Source organism: Caulifigura coniformis (genome assembly GCF_007745175.1).
Classification (GTDB): Bacteria; Planctomycetota; Planctomycetia; order Planctomycetales; family Planctomycetaceae; genus Caulifigura; species Caulifigura coniformis.
Window position 1 is genome coordinate 2,893,015 of the sequence record NZ_CP036271.1, and the last position, 21,022, is coordinate 2,914,036.

Sequence of the window (21,022 nt, forward strand, 5' to 3'; positions counted from 1 at the left end):
CCGGCGATCAGGGCGATTCATCAGCCATGCGACAGAGCTGCTGGACCGTGCGCCAGTTGCGGGCGGTGACAGCGACGCCGAGAAGTCGCTCAACGGCGGCGGCGAGCTTCGAGCGGCCAATGCCGTCGGGCGCGTGCAGGTAGAAGGCCCGCGAAGTCAGCTGGAAGCGCTCGGAAGAGGCCTTCAGCTTTTCGAGGGCATCGAGCTTGGGGGCCGTGGGCTTCGCGGCGAGGAAGAACACGTGCAGGCGCGAGGGATCGTCCTCGGCCTCCGGAAAGGGGTTGGCCTCGACGATCGAACGGAACTCGCTGCGCTTGAACAGCTGGACGCCAGGCTCAACGCCACAGGTTCTGGAAATGGCCTTTGCGATCGCTGCGACGGACCTGGACGTCAGCGATCCGGGGAACTGGAAGACCGCATTGCCACTCTGGATGTACGTGCGGACTCTTTCACAGCCGAGCGATTCCAGGGCCGCGACGAGTTCGCGCATCGGAACGATCGATCTGCCCCCGACGTTGATGCCTCGGAGCAGAGCGATCGCGAGTTCCGGTTTCTGTCCTGGCACGATGGGGCCGTCTTCTTTCGGGTTCAGGCAGTCACGAGTACGACGGGATGGCTGCGTTTCACGCTCAGCACGCCGGCGACGAGGAACCCGACCAGCACCGCGAGCTGAGTGACCGCGAAGGGGAGTTCGGACTGCGTCGGGGCGAGGGCATGCAGCACGGGAATCTTCTGGAACGACTGCACGACCAGCACGAAGACGTTGAGGTACTGGGCCAGCAGTCCCGTCACGATAAACGCCGTGTGCCAGCGGCCTTCCAGATGCCGGACGGAGCGGGCGTGCACGGCCACGGCCAGCACCAGCAGCGACACCACGCCGAACACGATCCCGGGGGTGATCTTCACGATCGGGAACAGGAACCCGGTCGCGCTGGTCAGGATCGTGGCCACGAGAAAGGCGTTCGTCCAGGCGCGGGAGTCGCGACGGTGGAGAAGGCCGGCCATCCAGACGAAGCCCGTTGCGATGCCAACCAGGCTGATGGCGACATGGACCAGAACGAGGACGAACAGGCTGGTAGACATCTCGGACTCCCACTGGAAGATCAAAGAGCGCTGAGCAATCGACACCTGATCTACAGCGGGGGAGGGGAGGGCCTTACCGGAATTCAGGCAGGGAGGCCGGAGATTGGCCGTCGCGGCGGAGGGCTTCAGGGGATGAATGCCGAAAGCCCGGCCGTTGTTGCGGCCGGGCTTTGGTGGCAGGGCTCAATGGCGCCGGCACAGCCGGCGACTTCGCGATGGGACGATCCCCCGAGTGGGAATCAGCAGGGGTTGCGGTGGAAGTGCACATGCTTCCAGTCCTTGCCCTGCTTCTGCCAGACGCGAGTCTCTTCGACGGCAACGGTGATCGGGTCCTTGTTGGCATCAAGTTTCTGGACCAGCCGGATGTAGCACACGATGGCCGTCTCGCCCATCACCCGCACGTGTGGCGAGGAAATGGACGACTGCCGGGGCGTGCCGCTGGAGGGAAGATCGAAATAGAACTTGTGGAACGGCATGCCCGCCACGAGATTGCCCCGCGCTTCCGGCTCGAAACAGGTTAGCGATTCGTCGCACAGTGCGGCGTAAGCCTTCCAGTCGCCGGCGTCGATCGTCTTGAGGAGTTTGGCGGAAACGTCGAGGACGGCTTGTTCGTCGGAGGTCATCGGAGATTGCGTTGTTTCGGGGAAGGAACAGATGGAAGGGCGTAGTCTGTTTCGAGGCCTGAACGTTGGCAAGCGGACGGGACGAACAGACAGGGCTGGTCACTTCTTCAAGATGGGCCAATTCATCGTTGGGTTGCGCCGTTGCCGCAAAATGACTTGCGGTAACGAAAGTCGACCGACCGTGAAAAAGTGACTCGCCCCGCCTCAATCCCCACCTGCCCAAGCACTTCCGAGTACCGAGTACCGGGCCCCCACCCGCGCAACCGCCCCCGTCATGGTGGAGGACCGCATGAACACAACCACCACCAACCCGTCGTCACACACCCCGGCCCGGCCGGCTCCCTGTCCGCACCACCCACGCTCTCCCGATCCTTCCACTGAACTTCCGCAGGAAAAGAGGGCGAGGAGTACAGGACCACCCACACAACGCGCCCTCCTTGCTCCCCTCGACGTCAAACACCTCCGCACTGTTCCCGATCCCTGCCCGTGCCTGAGAGTTGCGCGCAAGGCTGGTCACTTTTTTCAAGATGGGCCAGTTCGTCGTTGCCGCAACATGATCTGCGGTGACGACCGACGACCTGTTGTGAAAAGGTGACTCACCCTGGACGAACAGACGGCAAACGGGGGAAAGACGTCTCTCGCTAACTCTTGCCGCCCGCAAGCAGTCTGGGAAAGTCGATCCCGGTGGAGGGGGAGATGTCGGCCTGCATGACTTTGTGCAGTTGCGCGAGCGTGTGCTGGTGGTCGTCGGCCGATTCAGCCGCGCTGCAGTCGCTGGGAGCCACGATCTGGTAGCCGCGCATGTGGGCGTCGTTGGCCGTGAAGAACACGCAGATATTCGTCGCCATCCCGGTCAGGATCAGCGTTTTCGCCTCGAGTCGCGCCAGCAGGATCTCCAGCGGAGTCAGGTAGAAGCCCGAGTGCATGGGCTTGAGGACAAAATAGTCGTCCTCATCCGGCCGGAGACGTTCGGCGATCGGTCGGCCAAGCGTCTCAGGCCGGAGACAGTCGTCAATCAGGGACCGGAAGTCGGAGCGCCAGCGGCCGAAGTTGTCGTTCACGTAGATGACGGGAACGCCGTGACGCTTCGCCTGGGCTTTTAGCGCCTGGATGCGTTCGGCCATCGGCATTGCATGCTTGAGGAGCGCCTCGGCATTCGGAAAATCGAGCGAGTTGATGACGTCGATCAGCAGCAGTGCGACGGGACACCTGACGTCATCCGGATCCAGGATGGCAGTGGGCTCGCTGGTCATGGCGGGAGTCGGACTCTGGCGGTGCGCGGGTGAAGGGCGACGACTCAGGTCCTGCGAACCTACTCCCCGTGGCCCTGCATTCAAGGGGGGGGGAATCCAGCGCCTTCCGAATTCGGCACTGGAGAGTCAGCCTCCCTGTCCCGGAGCCCCGGTGGCGCCAGATTGCGCGGTGAGCCCGCGAGGTGATGCCTGTGCGAACAGCCCTCCCGCTGCGACGGGGCACGCAAACTCCAGCCAGAACCACGAGATTTCCCAATCGACCAAGCGAATCGCGGCGGAAATGCACGACCCTGCGGCGCGCAAAGTGGAGGAGAACATGAAAAATCGGCGTCCCAGGCTGGCAACTTCTTGATATTTCCGCGCACCCGATGGCAGTATGGAGGCATGCGTTTTGCAAATCGCATGCGGCACGCTGCTCACGTGGGTCCCTCAACACCCCAGCCTGAATCATTAGGAGTGGAGACGATGACACTTCTTGGCACTGCCACGAAAACGCTGCCCGAATCGATTGCTCGACTCGACTTCGATTACCTCGGACGCAAGCTGCTCGACGACGACGCCTTCGAAGCCAAACGCCGCAACGGCGAGCGGCTCTGGGACGAAGAACGCGTCGCCCGCGCTCTGAAAGAATACAAACAGTTCCTGGCCCTCATGCTGTGGTCGCCGGAAGCCGTGCTCGTGCCGTCGGAAGACATCGACGAAGTGTGGCACACGCACGTCCTTAACACGGCCCGCTATCAGGCCGACTGCGAAACGATTTTCGGCCGCTTCCAGCATCACTTCCCCACCTTCGGCGAATCGGACGAAGTGCAGGAAGAGCACATGAAGGGACGCGACGAAACGCTGAAGATGTTCGAAGAAGCCTTCGGCGAAGTGCCGGAGTCTTACACGTTCAACGCATACCTGCGCTGCAGCGGGCGCTGTGGACGCCGCTGCCGACGCATTGAATTCTGAGGTCGTCGAACGCGGTTCACGGGGCGTCTCGCACCCTGAACATGCCCGCAACCTGTGGAAATTGAAGTCGAAGGCTGGCGCAACCGTATGGTTGTGACATCCTGTTGAGGTCGCGAATCCGGATGGCCATCGAGCGATCCGGATTCGTTTTGTTTTGAGGGGGGCTCACCCGACCAGAACGTCACGCAGCGGAGGCGAAAGTCGTCTTGGTTGGCGGGCGGCGTCTGGCGTACCCTTCCGCGTCACCTGTCCCAGGGAGGGGCGTTTCGCGTCATGTCGGCGGCCGGATGGATCCTGAATACGCTTTACGGAGCGCTGCTCATCGCGGCGTCCCCCTGGATCGCGTATCGCCGGCTGCGACATGGAAAAGACCGCGAAGGCTTCCGGCAGAAGTTCCTTGGGGATGTCCCTGCCCGTCCCGGCGCCCGCCCCTGCGTGTGGCTGCACGCCGTGAGCGTGGGCGAAGTTCTGCTTCTCAAACCGGTTCTCGACCGGCTGCGTGCCGAGCACGGCTCGCTCGACATCGTCCTTTCGACGACCACGCAAACCGGCCAGGCGGTGGCCCGGGAGAAGTATCCTTTCGCCCGCACCGTCTACTATCCGTTCGACTTCACCTGGGCCGTCCGCCGTGCGCTCCGCCGCCTCAGGCCCGACGTCGTCGCCCTCGTGGAACTGGAGTTGTGGCCCAACTTCATTTCCGCCGTTCACGAGCGCGGCGTCCCGCTCGTCCTGCTGAACGGTCGGATCAGTGAACGCAGCTTTCGCGGTTATTCGCGGATCCGCAGGCTCGTGGCCGGCTGGCTGGGCAGGTTCACGCTGCTCACGGTTCAGACGGAGGAATATGGCGAACGGCTCCAGGCACTCGGCGCTCCGGCCGACCGGGTCGTAGTCACCGGGTCCGTGAAGTACGACGGCCTGGAGCATGACCGGAGCAATCCACGGACAGAGACGCTCCGGCAGTCGTTCGGAATCCGGGCGGGAGAGCGGGTCTTCATCGCGGGCAGCACGCAGGCCCCGGAAGAACAACTTGCCATCGAGTCATACCGTGCGCTGCGGAACGAGTTTCCGGACTTGAGGCTCGTCGTCGTTCCGCGGCACAAGGAACGATTCGAGGAAACGGCCGGGCTGATCGAACGGAGCGGCCTCGGACTTCGGCGGCGATCCACCGGGGCGACATCGACCAACGGTTCGCAAACGGACCGCCCGGTCCTGCTCCTCGACACACTGGGCGAGCTCTCCGCCTGCTGGGGGCTGGCCGACATCGCCTTCGTCGGGGGGAGCCTGTCCCGCCGCGGCGGGCAGAACATGCTCGAGCCGGCTGCTTATGGCGCGGCCGTGCTGTTCGGGCCGAACACGTTCAACTTCCGCCACGCCGTGGAGATGCTGCTCGCGCGGAACGCCGCCCGCGTCGTACACTCCGGCGAGGAATTGACGGCCTGCGTCCGCGAACTTCTGCGGGACGAACCGGCCCGCCGAGCGATGGGGGAGCGTGCCCGCCAGTTCGTGCTGTCGCAACACGGCGCCACCTCCCGTGTGACGTCGCTGCTCGGGGAACTTCTGCCTGCAGATCCGGGCGTTTCAATGCGACGGGCCGGCTGAGACTCGGCCTGGTTCTGGAGATCACTTCGAGTCGCTGGCGAACTCGCTGGCTTCGACCCGTCCCTCTTTCATCCGCGCCACGTACACGCGAACCCCTGGGACGGACTTCACAAGCTTCCGGCCGCCTGCGTCATCGAGAACGCACAGGGCCGTGTCGAGGCCATCCGCCGTCAACGCGTCGTGCGCGATCACCGTCACACTGCACGATTCGGTCATCGGGCGGCCTGTCCGGGCGTCGATGATGTGGGAGTAGCGGACACCGTCGATCTCGGTCGACTGGTAGGCGTCGCCCGCAGTTGAGATCGCGGCGTTGGTGAGCGTGACGAAGTGTGGCTCGGCGGGGGAAGCCAGCGGCGTTTTTGATTTCAGGGCTTCGACTTCAACCCGCCAGCCGTCACGCCCGGGAGGAGCATCCCCCACGCGGATGTCGCCGCTCACGTCGACGAGCGACCGGGGGAGGCCCGCCTCTTTCAGAATGCGCATGGCCTCATCAGCCGCGTAGCCCTGGGCGATGCCTCCAAGATCGAGCAGCATGCCGGGTTTCAGGAGTTCGGCCGTCCGGTCGGCTTCGTTCAGCCTGAGCGACTTCGCGCCGACGAGCGACATCGCTTCCTTCAGCTGGGCCTCCGTCGGCAGCTGCTTCCGCCGACGCGCCTGACGCCAGAGCTTCACGACCGGGGCGACGGTGATGTCGAACGCCCCGCCGGTCGCCCCCGCGAGCCGCTGCGATTCCGCAAGAACGTCAAACAGCTCACGGCTGACGGAAACCGGCCGACCCGACCCCGCCTGAGCGCACAGCCTCGAAAGCTCGCTCTCGGGATCGTAGTCGCTCATGATCCGGTCAAGTTGCTTGAGCCGGGCGAAAACGTCGCGGGAAACGTTGTTTGCGAGCGCCTCGGACGGCGCGTAAACTAGCAGTCGGACCGGGGCGGCGAACCGAACCTGTTCGAACTCGAAGCGGGTCTCCGCCGGCTGCGGCGCGGACTTCGACTCCTGAGCGAACACGCGGCATTCCGGTCCCGGCAGGGCAAATCCCGAAGCCCCGACCGCCAGAGCGCACGCAAGCGCCACATCCCACCCTGAGCAGCGAGTTCGTCCCAGGATCGCCAGACCGAATCGACCGATCCGTCCCCTCTTTTCACGAACCGCCTCTCGTCTCTCTGACCTGGTATCGAACATGACTTCAGTATTCGAGTTTCTTCGCGTTCGGCAAGCAGGTCTCGCCGCGTGTGTTCTGGCAGCCGGCTTTGCCGTCCAGGCGAGCGCCCAGGAGGCGAAAACCGACTCCTACCTGCGCGATCCAGACAGTGTCGCCGCCACGCCGGCGGCGATGAAGCCCTACAAGCAGGCGATTCGCGACACCGAAGTCGTGTTCGAGATGCTGCCGATCCCCGGCGGCGAGTTCGTCATGGGAAGCCCGGAAAGCGAAAAGGATCGCAACGAAGACGAAGGTCCGCAGCACAAGGTGCGGATCGAGCCGTTCTGGATGGCGAAGTGCGAGATCACCTGGGACGAATATGACACCTGGCGGCTGCGCCTCGACCAGCAGCGCCGGCAGCTCGCCAACCGCACCGCCGACGAAGTCGACCTCAAGGCTGACGCCACGACCCGTCCCACCAAGGAATACACCGACATGACCTTCGGCATGGGCCATGACGGCTTCCCGGCCACCGGTCTCACGCAGCTGAACGCCAAGAGCTACTGCGCCTGGCTGACCGAGCGGACGGGCCAGTACTACCGCCTGCCGACCGAGGCCGAGTGGGAATACGCCTGCCGCGCCGGGACGACCACCACCTACTCCTTCGGCGACGACCCCGCCCAGCTCGATGACTACGCCTGGCACTACGGCAATGCCGACGACAACTACCACAAGGTCGGCACGAAAAAACCGAACCCTTGGGGACTGCATGACATGCACGGCAACGTGGCCGAGTGGACGCTCGACCGTTACGAAGCCGACTTCTACTCGAAGTTCGCGGGCGACAAGGTCGCGATCTTCCCGCTCTGCATCCCGAATGAAGAGGAGTATCCCCGCGTGTTCCGCGGCGGCTCCTGGATCGATGAGCCCCCCCAGCTTCGCAGCGCGGCCCGGTTCGGTTCCGATCCCGATCTGAAAAGCCAGGACCCCCAGCTCCCCCAGAGCCGCTGGTATCTGACGGATGCCACGCACCTCGGCTTCCGCGTGGTCCGCCCGTTTAAGCCGAACACGCCCGAAGAGATCAAGAAGTACGTGATCTACCCCGATACGCCCAAAGCCCTCGAAGACCGCATCAAGCGGGAAGGCAAGAACTGATCGCCTGAACGACAGGTCCGGTAAGCACGACGCACAAGCCCTCACGGCTTGTGCGTTTTTTTGTTGATTTCACGAGCCTCGCGTTCCGACAGTCGCTTTTTCGAGGCAATCCCCGTCCCAACTCGACCACGACAGCCGCGTAGAATTGCGATAACGTTGCCTCGCACCTGGACACTCGGAGAGGTTCCATGTCGAAGTCGAAATCAGCGCCGGCCGCCAGTCGTCTGCCTGCGGGAAATGGGCAGGCCTCCCCTGGCGGAGACCTGCAGACCATCGGCGGATATCTGATCAACCGCCTGTGGGACTATGGCGTCCGCGACGTCTTCGGCATCCCCGGCGATTTCGTCCTCAACTTCTACGGCATGCTCGAAGAAAGCCCGCTGCGGGTCATCGGGGCGACGCGCGAAGACTGCGCGGGATACGCGGCCGATGCCTACGCCCGCGTGCACGGGCTCGGCGCGTGCTGCGTCACCTATTGCGTCGGCGGGCTCAGCACCTGCAACTCGATCGCGGGAGCGTTCGCCGAAAAGTCGCCGGTGGTCGTCATCAGTGGCGCGCCGGGGATCGCGGAACGACGAAACGATCCGCTCCTCCATCACAAGGTGCGCGACTTCAACACCCAGTTGCAGGTGTTCGAGAAGATTACGATCGCCGCCGCCTCGCTCGACGATCCACTGACCGCATTCCGCGAGATCGACCGCTGCCTCGAGGCCGCGGTGCGGTACAAGCGGCCGGTCTACCTCGAACTGCCGCGGGACCGCGTCCGCTCACGGGCCCTCTATCCGCACTGGCCTGCCAGCATCGAACTCCAGAGCGATGCCGAATCGTTGCAGGCCTCCGTGTCCGAGGCGATCGAGAAGATCAACTCCGCGAAGCAGCCGGTGCTCATCGCGGGGGTCGAGATTCACCGATTCGGCCTGCAGAAGGATGTGCTCAAACTGGCGGAAGGGCTGAACATTCCGATCTCGGCCACGCTGCTGGGGAAATCGGTGATTGCCGAATCGCATCCGCTCTACCTGGGCGTCTACGAAGGAGCAATGGGGCGCGAATCGGTCCGGCAATACGTCGAAACCAGCGACTGCGTGATCCTGCTCGGCGCGTTCATGACCGACATCAATCTCGGGATCTTCACCGCGCATCTCGACCCGTCCAAATGCATCTACGCCACGAGCGAGCAGCTGCGCGTCGGACACCACTATTTTCGCGACGTGCTGCTGAAAGACTTCGTGACCGGGCTTCATGGAGACAAGCTGAGCGCACGGCCGGCCGTCGAACTGCCGGTCCGCGAGCAGCGGTTCGGAGAACCGCAACCTGACGATTCGCCCGTCACGATCGCCTCGCTCTACCAGCACATCGAGTCGATCCTGTCCGACAAGATGGTGGTCATCGCCGACGTCGGCGATTCTCTGTTCGCCGCCTCCGACCTGACGATCAGGAAGCAGACCGAGTTCATCAGCCCGGCCTACTACACCTCCATGGGCTTCGCGATTCCCGCGGCAGTCGGCGTGCAGACGGCCGACAGCGAACTCCGCCCGCTGGTTCTCGTCGGAGACGGCGCGTTCCAGATGACCTGCCTGGAACTCTCGACGGCGGTGAGACACGGTTACAACCCGATCGTCGTCGTCCTCAACAACAAGGGATACACGACAGAGCGGTTCCTGCAGGAAGGTCCGTTCAACGACATCCTGAACTGGAACTACCACCGCCTGCCGGATCTTCTCGGCAAGGGGTGGGGCTTCGAAGTCAAGTCCGTGGGGGAACTGAAGCAGGCGATGCAGGCGGCCCTCGCGCATCGCGATTCATTCAGCATCCTGAACGTCCACCTGACATCGACCGATGTGAGCCCCGCGCTACGACGGCTGGCCGAACGGATGTCGAAGACGCTCTGAGCGTCGTGCGGAAGAGTCCGCCGAGCCCCATCTGTGAACGGGTCTCCAAGCGGGACAAACGTCGGCCGAATCGACGGCCTGCTAGAGGACGCAGGCTGCTAATTGACGCTGTCCGGTTCCGCGATCGTCTCGATCAGTTTCCGGACCAATGCCCGCGAGTCGATGCCTTTCCCGGCCGCGGCGTAATTCGGAAGGATGCGATGCCGGAGCACCAGCAGCGCCGCTTCCCGGACATGCTCCGCCGTAACCGCGTGTGCCCCGTCCAGGACCGCCAGCGCCTTCGCCCCGAGGATCATATGCTGGCTGGCCCTCGGCCCCGCCCCCCATGACACGTAGTCGTCGATGAACTTGGGGACGCCCTCCGTCTTCGGACGCGTGTTCCGGGCCAGCGCCACCGCGTACCGGGCGACGTGTCTCGAGACCGGAATCTTCCGCACCAGCGCATGGTGCTTCGCGAATTCCTCCGGCGTGCAGACCGGCCGCGCCTCGTGTGGCCGGGCGTCCGTCGAGAACATCACGATGTCGACCTCTTCCTCTTCCTGCGGATAGTCCATCCACAGGCTGAACAGGAATCGGTCGAGCTGCGCTTCCGGCAGCGGGTAGGTCCCTTCCTGCTCGATTGGATTCTGCGTCGCGAATACGAGGAAGGGGCGCGGCAACGGGTGCGACTTGCCCAGGCTCGTCACCTGGTACTCCTGCATCGCTTCCAGCAGCGCGGCCTGCGTCTTCGGCGGCGTCCGGTTGATTTCGTCCGCCAGCACCATCTGCGCGAAGATCGGCCCATGCGTGAAGTGCATCGACCGTCGCCCCGTGGCCGGGTCGTCCTGCAGCAACTCCATGCCGATGACGTCGGCCGGCATCATGTCGGGCGTGAACTGCACGCGCTTGAAGCTCCACCCAAGTACCGTGGCCAGCGTTTTGACGAGGAGCGTCTTTGCCAGCCCCGGCACGCCGATAATCAGCGAGTGACCTTCCGCGAGAACCGCCGCGAGCACTGCCCGGACAGTCTCTTCCTGCCCGACAATCACCTTGCCCAGCTCGGCACGGATGCGGTCGCAGCACGCCTTGGCGTTCGCAAGGTCGGCAAGGTCATCCGGCAGGGAAGGCGGTGTGTCAGTCATAGATGAAGAGCGTAAGCGGCGACACGCGCCTCGTCACCTGTCGATGACAATCATTAAGCCCGCCCCCCAAGCATTCTCCCCGCAATCAACTCCCCCACTCGAAGACGCCCCCCAGCGGGGAGAAGGTGCCCGAAGGGCGGATGAGGGGCTGGCAACACGCGCCCCACGCCACTTCTTTCCCTTCGATTCCCCCATCGTCCCATGCGCGCAACCACCCCCGAAGGAATAGAGGCTCGATGTCACAACCACCAAATCCACCAACGTATGTTTGCTCTGCTCCAACTCCTCCTCACATTTCTCATTCGGCGTCGGCACGCTCCCTCGAGCAAACCAATCCCGATCCTCAGTTTGCTGCCTCTGCCTGAACGCGGGTAGAATCGAGGCTCCTCCCACTCATCCCGCCTGCGCTGTCATTACACCCATCGGCCCATGCGTTCAGTGTCTCAACAGCTCCCATCCGTCGTCGCCTTCCTCGGAGTGATCGCCGGCGCGTTGCCTTTCGCGAGTGCCGCGGACGACCTCTTTCACCAGGTCAAACCGATCCTCGAATCGACCTGCGTCCGTTGTCACGCCGGCCCCGAGGCAAAAGCCGGCCTCCGAATCACAAGCCGCGAAGAACTCCTGAAAGGGGGCGCAAGCGGGCCGGCCATCGATCTCCAGTCCCCCGGCGACAGCCTGCTCGTTTCCGCCGTCACCTACGACGGCTTTGAAATGCCTCCCACCGGCAAAATGCCGCAACCCCGCATCGATGCGGTTGTCGCCTGGGTGAAGGCCGGCGCCCCTTGGCCAGCAGGCCAGCAGCTCAAGATCGAACACCCCGTTCACGGTCCGCCGCAGGTCAATGAAGAGACCCGCAATCACTGGTCCTTCCGGTCGCTGAAGCAGCCGGAAACGCCGCAGGTCGTTCATGCCGACCGGGTCGCCAATCCGATCGATGCCTTCGTGCTCCAGAAGCTCGAGGCGAAGGGATTCACGCTTTCTCCCGAGGCCGACCGCCGGGCCCTGATCCGCCGACTGACCTACGACCTCATCGGCCTACCTCCGACGCCGGAAGAAGTCGAAGCCTTCGTCAACGACCCGTCGCCGAAGGCCTACGAGAACCTCGTGGAGCGGCTCCTGGCCTCTCCGCAATATGGCGAGCAGTGGGGTCGCCAGTGGCTCGATGTCGTCCGCTATGCAGAGACGAACAGCTTCGAACGCGACAACCCCAAGCCCTACGTCTGGCGCTACCGCGACTACGTGATCCGCGCGTTCAACGACGACATGCCCTACGACCAGTTCATCCGCGAGCAGCTCGCTGGCGATGAACTGGATCAAGTCACGCCCGACCGCATTATTGCCACCGGCTTCTACCGCCTCGGCCTGTGGGATGACGAGCCGGCCGACCCGGAACTCGCCTTCTACGACGGCCTCGATGACATCGCCGCCACCACGGCCCAGGCCTTTCTCGGCCTGACGATGAACTGTGCCCGCTGCCACGACCACAAGCTCGATCCCATTCCCATCAAGGACTACTACAGCTTTGTCTCGTTCTTTCGGAACGTCCGCCACTACGGCAAAAGGTCCGACGACACCGTCCTTGAAGCCAGCGTCCGCTCGATCGCCCCTGCCGAGGTCGAGTCGAAGCACGCCGCCGAAGTCGACGCCTGGCGCGAACGCGTCAAGGAACTCGACGCCGTCGTCGCCGCCTTCGAAGAGACCGCCCGGCAGAAGCTCATCGGCGGCGAGAAGGACGACTTCAAGAGCGAAGGTGTCCGCGAAAACATCCTGAAGCGGCACGTCGGCACGCTCTTCACCGAAGAGGAATTCGGGAAGTACGCCGCCGCGCGGAAGGAACGCAACCGCCTCCGTCGCCAACCTCCGAAAAGCGAAGAGCAGGCGCTCTGCGTGAAGGAGAATGGAACGACGGTCCCGACGTCGTTCGTTCTTCTGCGGGGCAATCCGCAGGCCCCGGGCGATGAGGTGACGCCCGCGTTTCCGCAGGTCCTCTCCCCGCCCACCCCCGACATTCGCGTCCCCGCGTCCGGGGAAAGCAGCGGCCGCCGGCGGGCGCTCGCCGAGTGGATCGCATCGCCAGAAAACCCGCTCACAGCCCGGGTCATGGTCAATCGGATCTGGCAGGGCCACTTCGGACGCGGCCTCGTCCGGTCAACCAACAACTTCGGCCTGCAGGGGGACGCTCCCACCCATCCCGAACTGGTCGACTGGCTGGCCAGCGAGTTCATGGCCCGCGGCTGGAGCGTGAAGGCGATGCACCGCCTGATCGTCATGTCCAGCGCCTACCGGCAGTCGAGCCGCCATGCTCCGTCGGCGATGGGGCCTGATCCGCTCGCCAGCGACCCGCAGAACGACCTGCTGTGGCGGTTCGACATGCGGCGTCTGAAAGCCGAAGAAGTCCGCGACTCGATGCTCGCCGTCACCGGATCGCTCAACACAGCGGCCATGTACGGCCCGAGCATCTATGTGCCGATCGAAGACGAAGTCCTCGCCGGCCAGTCGCGTCCCGGATACGGCTGGGGCAAGTCGTCCCCCGAAGACCAGCGCCGCCGCGCCGTCTATATCCACATCAAGCGCTCGCTCACCGTGCCGATCCTCGCTGCGTTCGACGCGGCCGACACCGACTTTACCTGCCCTGTGCGGTTCGCCTCCACGCAGCCGACCCAGGCCCTCGGCATGATCAACGGGGCCTTCGCCAACGAACAGGCCGGGAAACTGGCGGACCTCGCCCTTGCCTGGGTCCGGGGCGGGAATGATCCGGCACCGCAGGTGCGGATCATGCTTGAGCGTGTGACGCAGCGTCCGGCGACCGAAACCGAAGTGGAGCGCGGGGTTCAATTGGTCAGGGACCTGCAGAAGACGCATGGCCAGACGCGACAACAGGCGATGCAGACCTTCGCACTGGTCGCGCTCAATCTGAATGAGTTCCTCTACCTGGATTGAGACGAGGTCGGAGTTGGGGTGTCGACGCACTGATTCGCGTCCACAGGCGCACATTGTTCGCCCTCGTTCCCAAGCTCCGCTTGGGAACCCACCCGCCCCGAAGCTCTGTTTCGCGCCTGGCAGCCCGCGCCTACACCGTCGTCGCCAGTTCCATCGCGATCCGGCAGGCATGCTGGAAGTGCTCCAGATCAAGCGATTCCGAAGTGGTGTGAATCCCGTCCTGACCGCAGCCGAGCGTGACCGTGAGGAACCCGTGGTCACTCATCCAGTTGGCGTCCAGCCCGCCGTTGCTGACCTTGGCTGCCGGCTCGAGGCCGCACTTCTCGATCGCTTCCATCGCGGCGATGACGGTCGGCTCCGACATTGCGAGCTTGAACGACTCGTACTTGTGCTGGATCTCGAACTCGACGCTTCCGTTCTTTCCGGCCGCGTTTTTGAGTGACTTCGACGCCTTCGCGAACGCCGCCACGAACGCCTCCACAATCTTCTTGCGGAACGCCGCGTCATGGCTGCGGCATTCGGCCTGCAGGTCGACGCGATCGGTGACCACATTGGTGGCCGCGCCTCCCTGGATGACGCCGATGTTGCTTGTCCCCGATTTTTTTCCCTTCTCGACAAGCCCGTGCCAGCCGTTGGCCTGCAGGTCGGCAATGGCCGCCCCGGCGACGGCGATGGCGCTGATGCCGTCTTCAGGATGAGCGCCGGCGTGGCTGGCGAGGCCGTGCACGGTGATATCAAGATTGAAGGCGCCGGTGGCGCCGATCGTCACAAGGCCCGAATTGCCGCCGTCCCAGTTAAAGCACATCTTCGGATCGCCGAGCTTCTTCGTGTTCACATACCGGGCGCCGACGAGGCCGATCTCCTCCTGCACGGCGAAGAACAGGGTGATCGGCGGATGCGGGATGCTCTGCTCCAGCAGCGTGAGCGCCGTGTGCAGTACGACCGCCACGCCGGCGCGGTCGTCGCCGCCCAGGGCCGTCGCCGGATCGGCCGAGACGATCTTGTTCCCTTTACGCACCGGCTTCGCGCCGACACACAGCGGGACTGTGTCCATGTGGGCCATCAGCAGCCGCCGCTTGCCTGTGATCGTGCCCGGCAGCTTCACGATCAGATTGCCGACCTGGCCCCCGATCGGGCTCTCCTTGTGGGCCGTGTCGAACGAAATCGCCGAGTCGGGGACCCCCGCGCCCTTCAGCTTCTTGACGAGAAAGTCGGCAACGCCCTTCTCCTCACCGGACTTTCCGGAGATGGAGAGCAGTTCCAGAACCAGATCAATTGCTGCCTTGTTCTCACTGGTCTTTGCGCGAGCCATCCGTTTGATCCTTTTGGTCCGTGGTTCTGTTTCCGCCTGTTTCGTTCTTTCCGTGGTTCCACTGCCGGAAAAAACAAAAGCCCGCCGGCGGCAGCTGGCGGGCTTCGATTCCACTCATGTTTACGCTTCGAGGATCATCCGCGTCGGATCTTCGATCACGTCCTTGATCCGCTTCAGGAACGACACCGCCTCGCGGCCGTCGACCACGCGGTGATCGTAGCTGAGGGCGACGTACATCATCGGGCGGATCACGACCTGGCCGTTCACTGCAATCGGGCGATCAAAAGTGGCATGCATGCCGAGCACGCCGCTTTGCGGCGGATTCACGATCGGGGTCGACAGCAGCGAGCCGTACACGCCGCCGTTCGAGATCGTGAACGTTCCGCCTTCGAGTTCATCGCGGCCGAGCTTGTTGTCCTGGGCCCGCTTGGCGAAGTCGGCGATGGCGAGCTCGATTTCGGCGAAGCTCATCCGTTCGGCGTTGCGGAGGACGGGAACGACCAGTCCCTTGCCGGCGCCGATCGCGATGCCGATGTCGCAGTAGTTGCGGTAGACGAGGTCGGTCCCTTCGATCTGGGCGCCGATCTGCGGGTAGACGTTCAGGGCGTCGACGACTGCTTTCACGAAGAACGACATGAAGCCGAGCTTGATGCCGTTGCGCTTGGTGAAGGCGTCCTGATACTGCTCGCGCAGCTTCTTGATGCCCGACATGTCGATTTCGTTGAAGGTCGTCAGCAGGGCCGCGGTGTGCTGCGCCTGGACGAGCCGGCGGGCGATCGTCTGCCGGATCGGCGACATCGGCACCTTGCGCTCTTCACGCGTGCCGGGAGTCGGAGCGACCGTGGGGGTTGTGGCCTTGGAAGCCGTCTTCGCCGGTGTCTGGGCGCTCTTGGGAGCGACCGAGGCGGCCGCCTTCTCGGCGTCTTCTTTCAGGACGCGGCCACCGGGGCCGGTCCCCTTCACGTCACCTGCCTTGAGCCCGGCTTCCGCCATCACGCGCTGTGCGGCGGGCATGACGTGGGCGCCACCCTTTGCTGCGGGTTCGGCGGCGGCTGCAGGAGCCGCCGAGGGAGCGGCCTTGCCATCGCTCGCGGCCGGCTTCGCGGCCGGTTCGAGGTGGGCGATGGTTTCGCCGACGGCGGCCGACTGTCCGGCAGGCTTCAGGATCTTCTTGACGATGCAGGCCGATGGCGAGGGGACGTCGAATGTCGCCTTTTCGGTTTCGAGTCCGACGACGTTCTGATCGACGTCGACGAACTGTCCTTCGGGAACGTACCACTCACCGATGAACACCTCCGTCACCGATTCACCGACGGAGGGAACCTTCAACTCAACCATGACTGCGGAGTCCTCTTTGGCCGAGCTTCACGGCCGCTGTTTCGCCGCGTGCTGCGGCGACGGAATGTCTTTCGCCAACACTGGATGCACCTGCCGGGCGCAGGAGCGTGAGTGTGTCAGGTCGACGAAAGGGAATCAATCCCGGGCCGGGGCGGCGGTTCCGGCCATTTCATACAGGGAGATCTCAGGAAACCGCTCGGCCAGAAAACGACGCATGTCGGGCGAATAGGCCGCATCGTCAAAATTGAGAAACGCCCTGCCGGTGCATTTCTCAACGATTTCCGCGTGCTCCGGCGGCTTGAAGTGAAACCCGGCATCGGCCGGGTTCTCAGCGAGCAATCGCCCGCGCTACGAATGGCTCAACGGCAGCTTTGACTGGTGCGGCGCTGCCCGGCGGGCTCGCGATCATCGGCCCGATTCCCTCACAATGCCCGGCGGAGGTTCGATCCCGCACTCACACGGCTGTCCGGAACCATGCGACTTCATTGTCTTGCGTTTGTGGCGTCCCTGCTGCTGGCTCCCGGCAATCAAGTTCAGGCTGACGATGCTCCTCGTCCGCGGGTGAGCGGGATCTCTCCGCACCTGGCGATGTTCAATGAGGAAAGCGAGTGTGGGACCGGGGCGGTGGTTCCCTGGGCCGATCGGCTGTGGGCCATCACCTATGCCCCGCACAAGCCGAAGGGGTCGACCGACAAGCTCTATGAGATCACCGACGACCTGGAGCAGATCATCCGGCCGGAGAGCATCGGCGGAACCCCGGCGAACCGCCTGATTCACCGCGAGTCGCAGCAACTGTTCATCGGTCCCTACGTGATCGACGCGGCCCGCAACGTGCGTGTGATCACACCCGAGCAGATGTTCGGCCGCCATACGGGGACGGCCCGTCACCTCTTCGATCCGGCGGGCAAGGTGTACTTCGCCACGATGGAAGAGGGGTTTTATGAGGTCGACGTCAAGACGCTCGCAGTCAAGGAACTGTGGGCCGATGAGCAGGTGAAAGCCGGCCGGCATGCAGACCTGCCGGGCTATCACGGAAAGGGCTTTTACTCGGGGCAGGGGCGGATCGTTTATTCCAACAATGGCGAGCACGGTCCCGAGGCGCTCAAAAAGCCGGACATTCCCAGTGGCGTCCTCGCGGAATGGGACGGCCGGGCGGACAAATGGACGGTCGTCCGGCGGAACCAGTTCACGGAGGTCACGGGTCCAGGGGGGATCGAAGGGAATCCGAATCCGGAGGCCGATCCGATCTGGTCAGTGGGCTGGGATCACAGGTCGCTGATCGTCAACGTTCTCGATGCGGGAAAGTGGACGAGCTTCCGGCTCCCGAAGACGAGTCATTCCTACGACGGCGCTCATGGCTGGAACACGGAATGGCCCCGCATTCGTGACATCGGTGAAGACGACCTGCTGATGACGATGCATGGGGCCTTCTGGCGGTTCCCGCGCACATTCTCTGCGAAGAACTCCGCCGGCATCCGGCCGCGGAGCAGCTACCTGAAGGTGGTGGGGGACTTCTGCCGGTGGAGAGACCACGTCGTTCTCGGCTGCGACGACACGGCCAAGAGCGAGTTCCTGAACAAGCGGAAGCTCAAAGGAGAGGTGGCCGGGCCGGGCCAGTCGCAGTCGAATCTGTGGTTCCTCAAGCCGGAGCAACTCGATCAGTTGGGCCCGGTGCTTGGGCGCGGGGCGGTGTGGCTGAAGGACGACGTGAAGGCCGGCGAGCCGAGCGATCCCTATCTGATTGCCGGCTATGAACGGAAGTCGCTGCACCTCGCGCATGCCGGCGAGACGGCGATCACATTCGATCTCGAAATCGATCCTCGCGGCACGGGGGAGTGGACGAAGTGGAAATCGGTGGAAGTCGCTGCGAAAGGGAACGTCTGGCTCGACCTGGCGGATGCGCCGCCGGCCGAGTGGCTACGACTGATTTCCCGGTCGGCGGGCAAGGGGGTAACGGCCTTCTTTCATTCGTCCAACGTCGATCGCCGCGGGACGAGTCCTGACGCGATGTTTGCGGGATTTGAAGCAAAGACAGCCGATTCGGGCACATCGCTTCTGCACGTGCGGGGGGCCAATTACCGAACGCTGCGCTGCGTTGACGTTTCTGATCCGGACCGGGCCGCAGGTGACGACCTGAACGCGGATCTGGAACTCAGACCCTCCGGCGATCGCGAAGGGGCCGCCTGGGTGAAGGCGCACTGCACTCCTCCGCGTGACGTCATCAGCGTGGATGACGCATCGGTCGTCTATGTGGATGAGCAGCACCGCCTGTGGCGGCTCCCCCGTCAGGACGCCTCGCTTTCGCCGCTCGAATTTCCGATCACTGAGCGAGTCTGTCGCGAGGTCTGCACCGAGCGGGACCTGTTGAACGTGGAGGGGACGCTGTACGAATTGCCCGCGGAGAACGCCGGAGGTTTCGCCCGCATCCGGCCAATCGCATCGCATGGAAAGTTCATCGCCGATTTCGCGACCTATCGCGGATTGCTCGTGATGGCCGGCCGACACGGTCCGGGGGACAAGGCGCATGTTCCGGCAGGATCGAGCGCGGGCGGGCTGTGGCTCGGCGCGGTCGACGACCTGTGGAAGTTCGGCAAGCCGCGGGGACATGGCGGGCCGTGGCGCAAAACGGCGGTCATTGCCCACCAGCCGAGCGATCCGTACCTGATGACGGGCTACGACAGGAAGGAACTCGTCCTCTTCCAGCGGGGGGCGGAGAAGGTGCACATGACCGTCGAAGTCGATTTCACCGGCAACGGCGACTGGACGCGCTACCAGACGTTCGAGGTCGGCAGCGAACCGGTCCGCCATTCGTTCCCGGAAGCCTTTGCGGCCTACTGGGTCCGGGTCGTTCCGGATCACGATTGCGTCGCCACGGCCCTGTTCAAGTATGAATGACGAAGACGGAGTCCACTGGGGCATCGATTGTTGTCAGGTGTCGGCGAGTGGAGCTGACCGACAGATTCTGAACCTCACGCGGCAACTCGTGTCGCCCGGGCGTGATGACTGGTCGCGCTCGGCGGTGAATGTCGGCCGTGTCCGATAGAGTGTCGCAGCGTGCGACAGGGAGATTCGAATTCGGCCTGGGGCGACGACAGCGTGGCGACGCGAGACATTCCATCAACTCCCCCGGCTCACGTTGACGGCGGCGATCCGCGGCGGCCCGAGCTTTCGCTGTGGGACGCGACGAGTCTGATGATCGGCATCGTGGTCGGCACGTCACTGTTCGTGTCGCCCCGGCTGGTGTTCGGAAATGTCTCTTCGGCCGGGCAGGGGCTCCTGTTGTGGGGGCTTGGCGGAGTTCTGTCGACGATCGGAGCTCTCCTCTTCGCGGAACTGGCCGTCACTTATCCCCGCGGCGGGGCCTACACCTATCTCACGGCCGCGTTCGGTCGGACGGCCGGACTCGTGTATGGCGTGGCCGTTCTCACCGTGATGCTGACGGCGAACATCGGGGCGATGGCGTTCGCCTTCGCCCGCTATTTCCGATCGATCCTGACGGACCTCGGCCTGACGCTGGAGGCCGGCGAGCGGCTCGGCCCGTGGCTGGCGGCAGGGGCCGTGTTCGCGCTCGCGCTATTCAATACCGGCGGCTTCCAGATGGGCCGGATGACGCAGAACCTGCTCACGGCAGCGAAGCTGCTGGGACTGGGGTTGATCGTTCTCGCCGGGTTTTCCGCGGCGGGGGCGGCGAGGGCCGTGCTGGCGTCGCCGGAAGGGGCATCAGGCGTCTCGGCCGACTATGGGTTGGCGATGGTGTTCGTGCTGTATGCGTTCGGAGGCTGGAGCGATGCGGCGACGGTGGCGGCCGAAGTCCGGAAGCGGTCGGTCAACATTCCGTGGGCCCTCGTGGGAGGGCTGGCGGCAGTGACCGCCATCTATCTGATGGTCAACCTGGCCTATGTGCGCGGGATCGGATTCACGGCGCTCGGCCAGGCCGATCTTCCGGCCCGGGATGTCATGGTCGGCGCCGGATGGGGACGGGTGGCCGGCCAGGGAGTGAGCCTGCTGGTGATGATTTCGGCGCTGGGAGCGGTGCAGGGAATGCTGTTCTCCGGATCGCGGGCGGTCGCCGCGATGGGGGCGGACCACCGTGTTTTTCGCTGGCTGGGGGAGTGGAACCACGTGACCCACGTCCCGACTCCGGCCGTTTGGGCGCTGACGCTCGTCTCGCTGGCGCAGATCGGCCTCGTGGGGACCTCCGGCGGCCAGACGCTGGTGAACGGCGGCTTGTCAGCCATGAACATCCGGCCGATTGACTGGGCGTCGTTTGGCGATGGCTTCGACGTGCTCGTGATCGGGAGCGCCCCGACGTTCTGGGCGCTGATGTTCGGCGTCGGCCTGGCGTTCCTCGTGCTTCGGCGGCAGGGGAAGACTCCCACCGAGTTTCGAGCACCTGGGGGAGCGTTGGCCCCGATCGTCTACCTCGGCACCTGCGGATTCATGTTCTGGCGGGCCACGGACTATGCGGGGGCTCTCGGACTGCTTGGCCTCGGCGCCGGAGGAATTGGCGTCGTGCTGGCCGCCTTCAGCTCTCGAAGTCGCGCGACGGCCGATTAGGCCATTTTCATGGCTCCTGTGCAGGCGATTGAACGGTTCTCGATTCGCCTTCGTCCGTTC

The 21,022-nt window shown here is 64.2% G+C and carries 16 protein-coding genes; 7 read left to right on the top strand and 9 right to left on the bottom strand.

Translation table 11 applies throughout. The features are described 5' to 3' along the window. Positions 1-7: 7 nt before the first annotated feature. The 4 genes from Pan44_RS11415 to Pan44_RS11430 form a co-directional block, all read right to left on the bottom strand. Entirely contained in the window at positions 8-565 is a 558-nt protein-coding gene (locus Pan44_RS11415; protein ID WP_197454023.1) for a DUF1697 domain-containing protein, read from the bottom strand. 23 nt (positions 566-588) lie between these two features. Further along, positions 589-1,083, bottom strand: a complete 495-nt coding sequence (locus tag Pan44_RS11420; protein ID WP_145030182.1) for a hypothetical protein — start codon at positions 1,081-1,083, stop codon at positions 589-591. 239 nt (positions 1,084-1,322) lie between these two features. Then, positions 1,323-1,706, bottom strand: a complete 384-nt coding sequence (locus Pan44_RS11425; RefSeq protein WP_145030183.1) for a DUF4440 domain-containing protein — start codon at positions 1,704-1,706, stop codon at positions 1,323-1,325. A gap of 641 nt (positions 1,707-2,347) precedes the next feature. After that, positions 2,348-2,959 carry an isochorismatase family cysteine hydrolase gene (locus Pan44_RS11430; RefSeq protein WP_145030184.1) on the bottom strand — a complete coding sequence of 204 codons (612 nt, stop codon included), beginning with the start codon at positions 2,957-2,959 and terminating at the stop codon, positions 2,348-2,350. Positions 2,960-3,424: 465 nt separating this feature from the next. Between Pan44_RS11430 and Pan44_RS11435 the strand changes: the two genes are divergently transcribed. After that, complete coding sequence (locus Pan44_RS11435) at positions 3,425-3,913, top strand: glycine-rich domain-containing protein (RefSeq protein ID WP_197454024.1); 489 nt, start codon at positions 3,425-3,427, stop codon at positions 3,911-3,913. Between the two features lie 273 nt (positions 3,914-4,186). Beyond that, on the top strand, positions 4,187-5,512 hold the full coding sequence (locus Pan44_RS11440; RefSeq protein ID WP_145030186.1) for a 3-deoxy-D-manno-octulosonic acid transferase: 1,326 nt from the start codon (positions 4,187-4,189) through the stop codon (positions 5,510-5,512). A gap of 21 nt (positions 5,513-5,533) precedes the next feature. Here Pan44_RS11440 and Pan44_RS11445 read toward each other — a convergent pair whose 3' ends face one another. After that, positions 5,534-6,583 carry an FAD:protein FMN transferase gene (locus Pan44_RS11445; RefSeq protein ID WP_197454025.1) on the bottom strand — a complete coding sequence of 350 codons (1,050 nt, stop codon included), beginning with the start codon at positions 6,581-6,583 and terminating at the stop codon, positions 5,534-5,536. Between the two features lie 106 nt (positions 6,584-6,689). Between Pan44_RS11445 and Pan44_RS11450 the strand changes: the two genes are divergently transcribed. Together Pan44_RS11450 and Pan44_RS11455 are read left to right on the top strand one after the other, a co-directional pair. Continuing rightward, positions 6,690-7,805, top strand: coding sequence for a formylglycine-generating enzyme family protein (locus Pan44_RS11450; protein WP_145030188.1), 1,116 nt, complete (start codon positions 6,690-6,692; stop codon positions 7,803-7,805). 188 nt (positions 7,806-7,993) lie between these two features. Beyond that, entirely contained in the window at positions 7,994-9,694 is a 1,701-nt protein-coding gene (locus Pan44_RS11455; protein WP_145030189.1) for an alpha-keto acid decarboxylase family protein, read from the top strand. 98 nt (positions 9,695-9,792) lie between these two features. Here Pan44_RS11455 and Pan44_RS11460 read toward each other — a convergent pair whose 3' ends face one another. Then, entirely contained in the window at positions 9,793-10,815 is a 1,023-nt protein-coding gene (locus tag Pan44_RS11460; protein ID WP_145030190.1) for an AAA family ATPase, read from the bottom strand. 429 nt (positions 10,816-11,244) lie between these two features. Between Pan44_RS11460 and Pan44_RS11465 the strand changes: the two genes are divergently transcribed. Further along, entirely contained in the window at positions 11,245-13,755 is a 2,511-nt protein-coding gene (locus tag Pan44_RS11465; protein ID WP_145030191.1) for a PSD1 and planctomycete cytochrome C domain-containing protein, read from the top strand. Between the two features lie 130 nt (positions 13,756-13,885). Here the strand turns inward: Pan44_RS11465 and Pan44_RS11470 are convergent, their stop codons facing one another. The 3 genes from Pan44_RS11470 to Pan44_RS11480 all read right to left on the bottom strand — a co-directional run bounded on the left by Pan44_RS11470 (position 13,886) and on the right by Pan44_RS11480 (position 16,744). Next, on the bottom strand, positions 13,886-15,067 hold the full coding sequence (locus tag Pan44_RS11470; protein WP_145030192.1) for a M20/M25/M40 family metallo-hydrolase: 1,182 nt from the start codon (positions 15,065-15,067) through the stop codon (positions 13,886-13,888). Between the two features lie 120 nt (positions 15,068-15,187). Next, positions 15,188-16,405, bottom strand: coding sequence for a 2-oxoglutarate dehydrogenase complex dihydrolipoyllysine-residue succinyltransferase (odhB, locus tag Pan44_RS11475; protein WP_145030193.1), 1,218 nt, complete (start codon positions 16,403-16,405; stop codon positions 15,188-15,190). Between the two features lie 135 nt (positions 16,406-16,540). Next, entirely contained in the window at positions 16,541-16,744 is a 204-nt protein-coding gene (locus tag Pan44_RS11480; RefSeq protein WP_145030194.1) for a hypothetical protein, read from the bottom strand. Between the two features lie 135 nt (positions 16,745-16,879). Between Pan44_RS11480 and Pan44_RS11485 the strand changes: the two genes are divergently transcribed. Beyond that, positions 16,880-19,300, top strand: a complete 2,421-nt coding sequence (locus Pan44_RS11485) for a hypothetical protein (protein ID WP_145030195.1) — start codon at positions 16,880-16,882, stop codon at positions 19,298-19,300. A gap of 159 nt (positions 19,301-19,459) precedes the next feature. Next, positions 19,460-20,962, top strand: a complete 1,503-nt coding sequence (locus Pan44_RS11490; protein ID WP_145030196.1) for an APC family permease — start codon at positions 19,460-19,462, stop codon at positions 20,960-20,962. Positions 20,963-21,022: the final 60 nt, after the last annotated feature.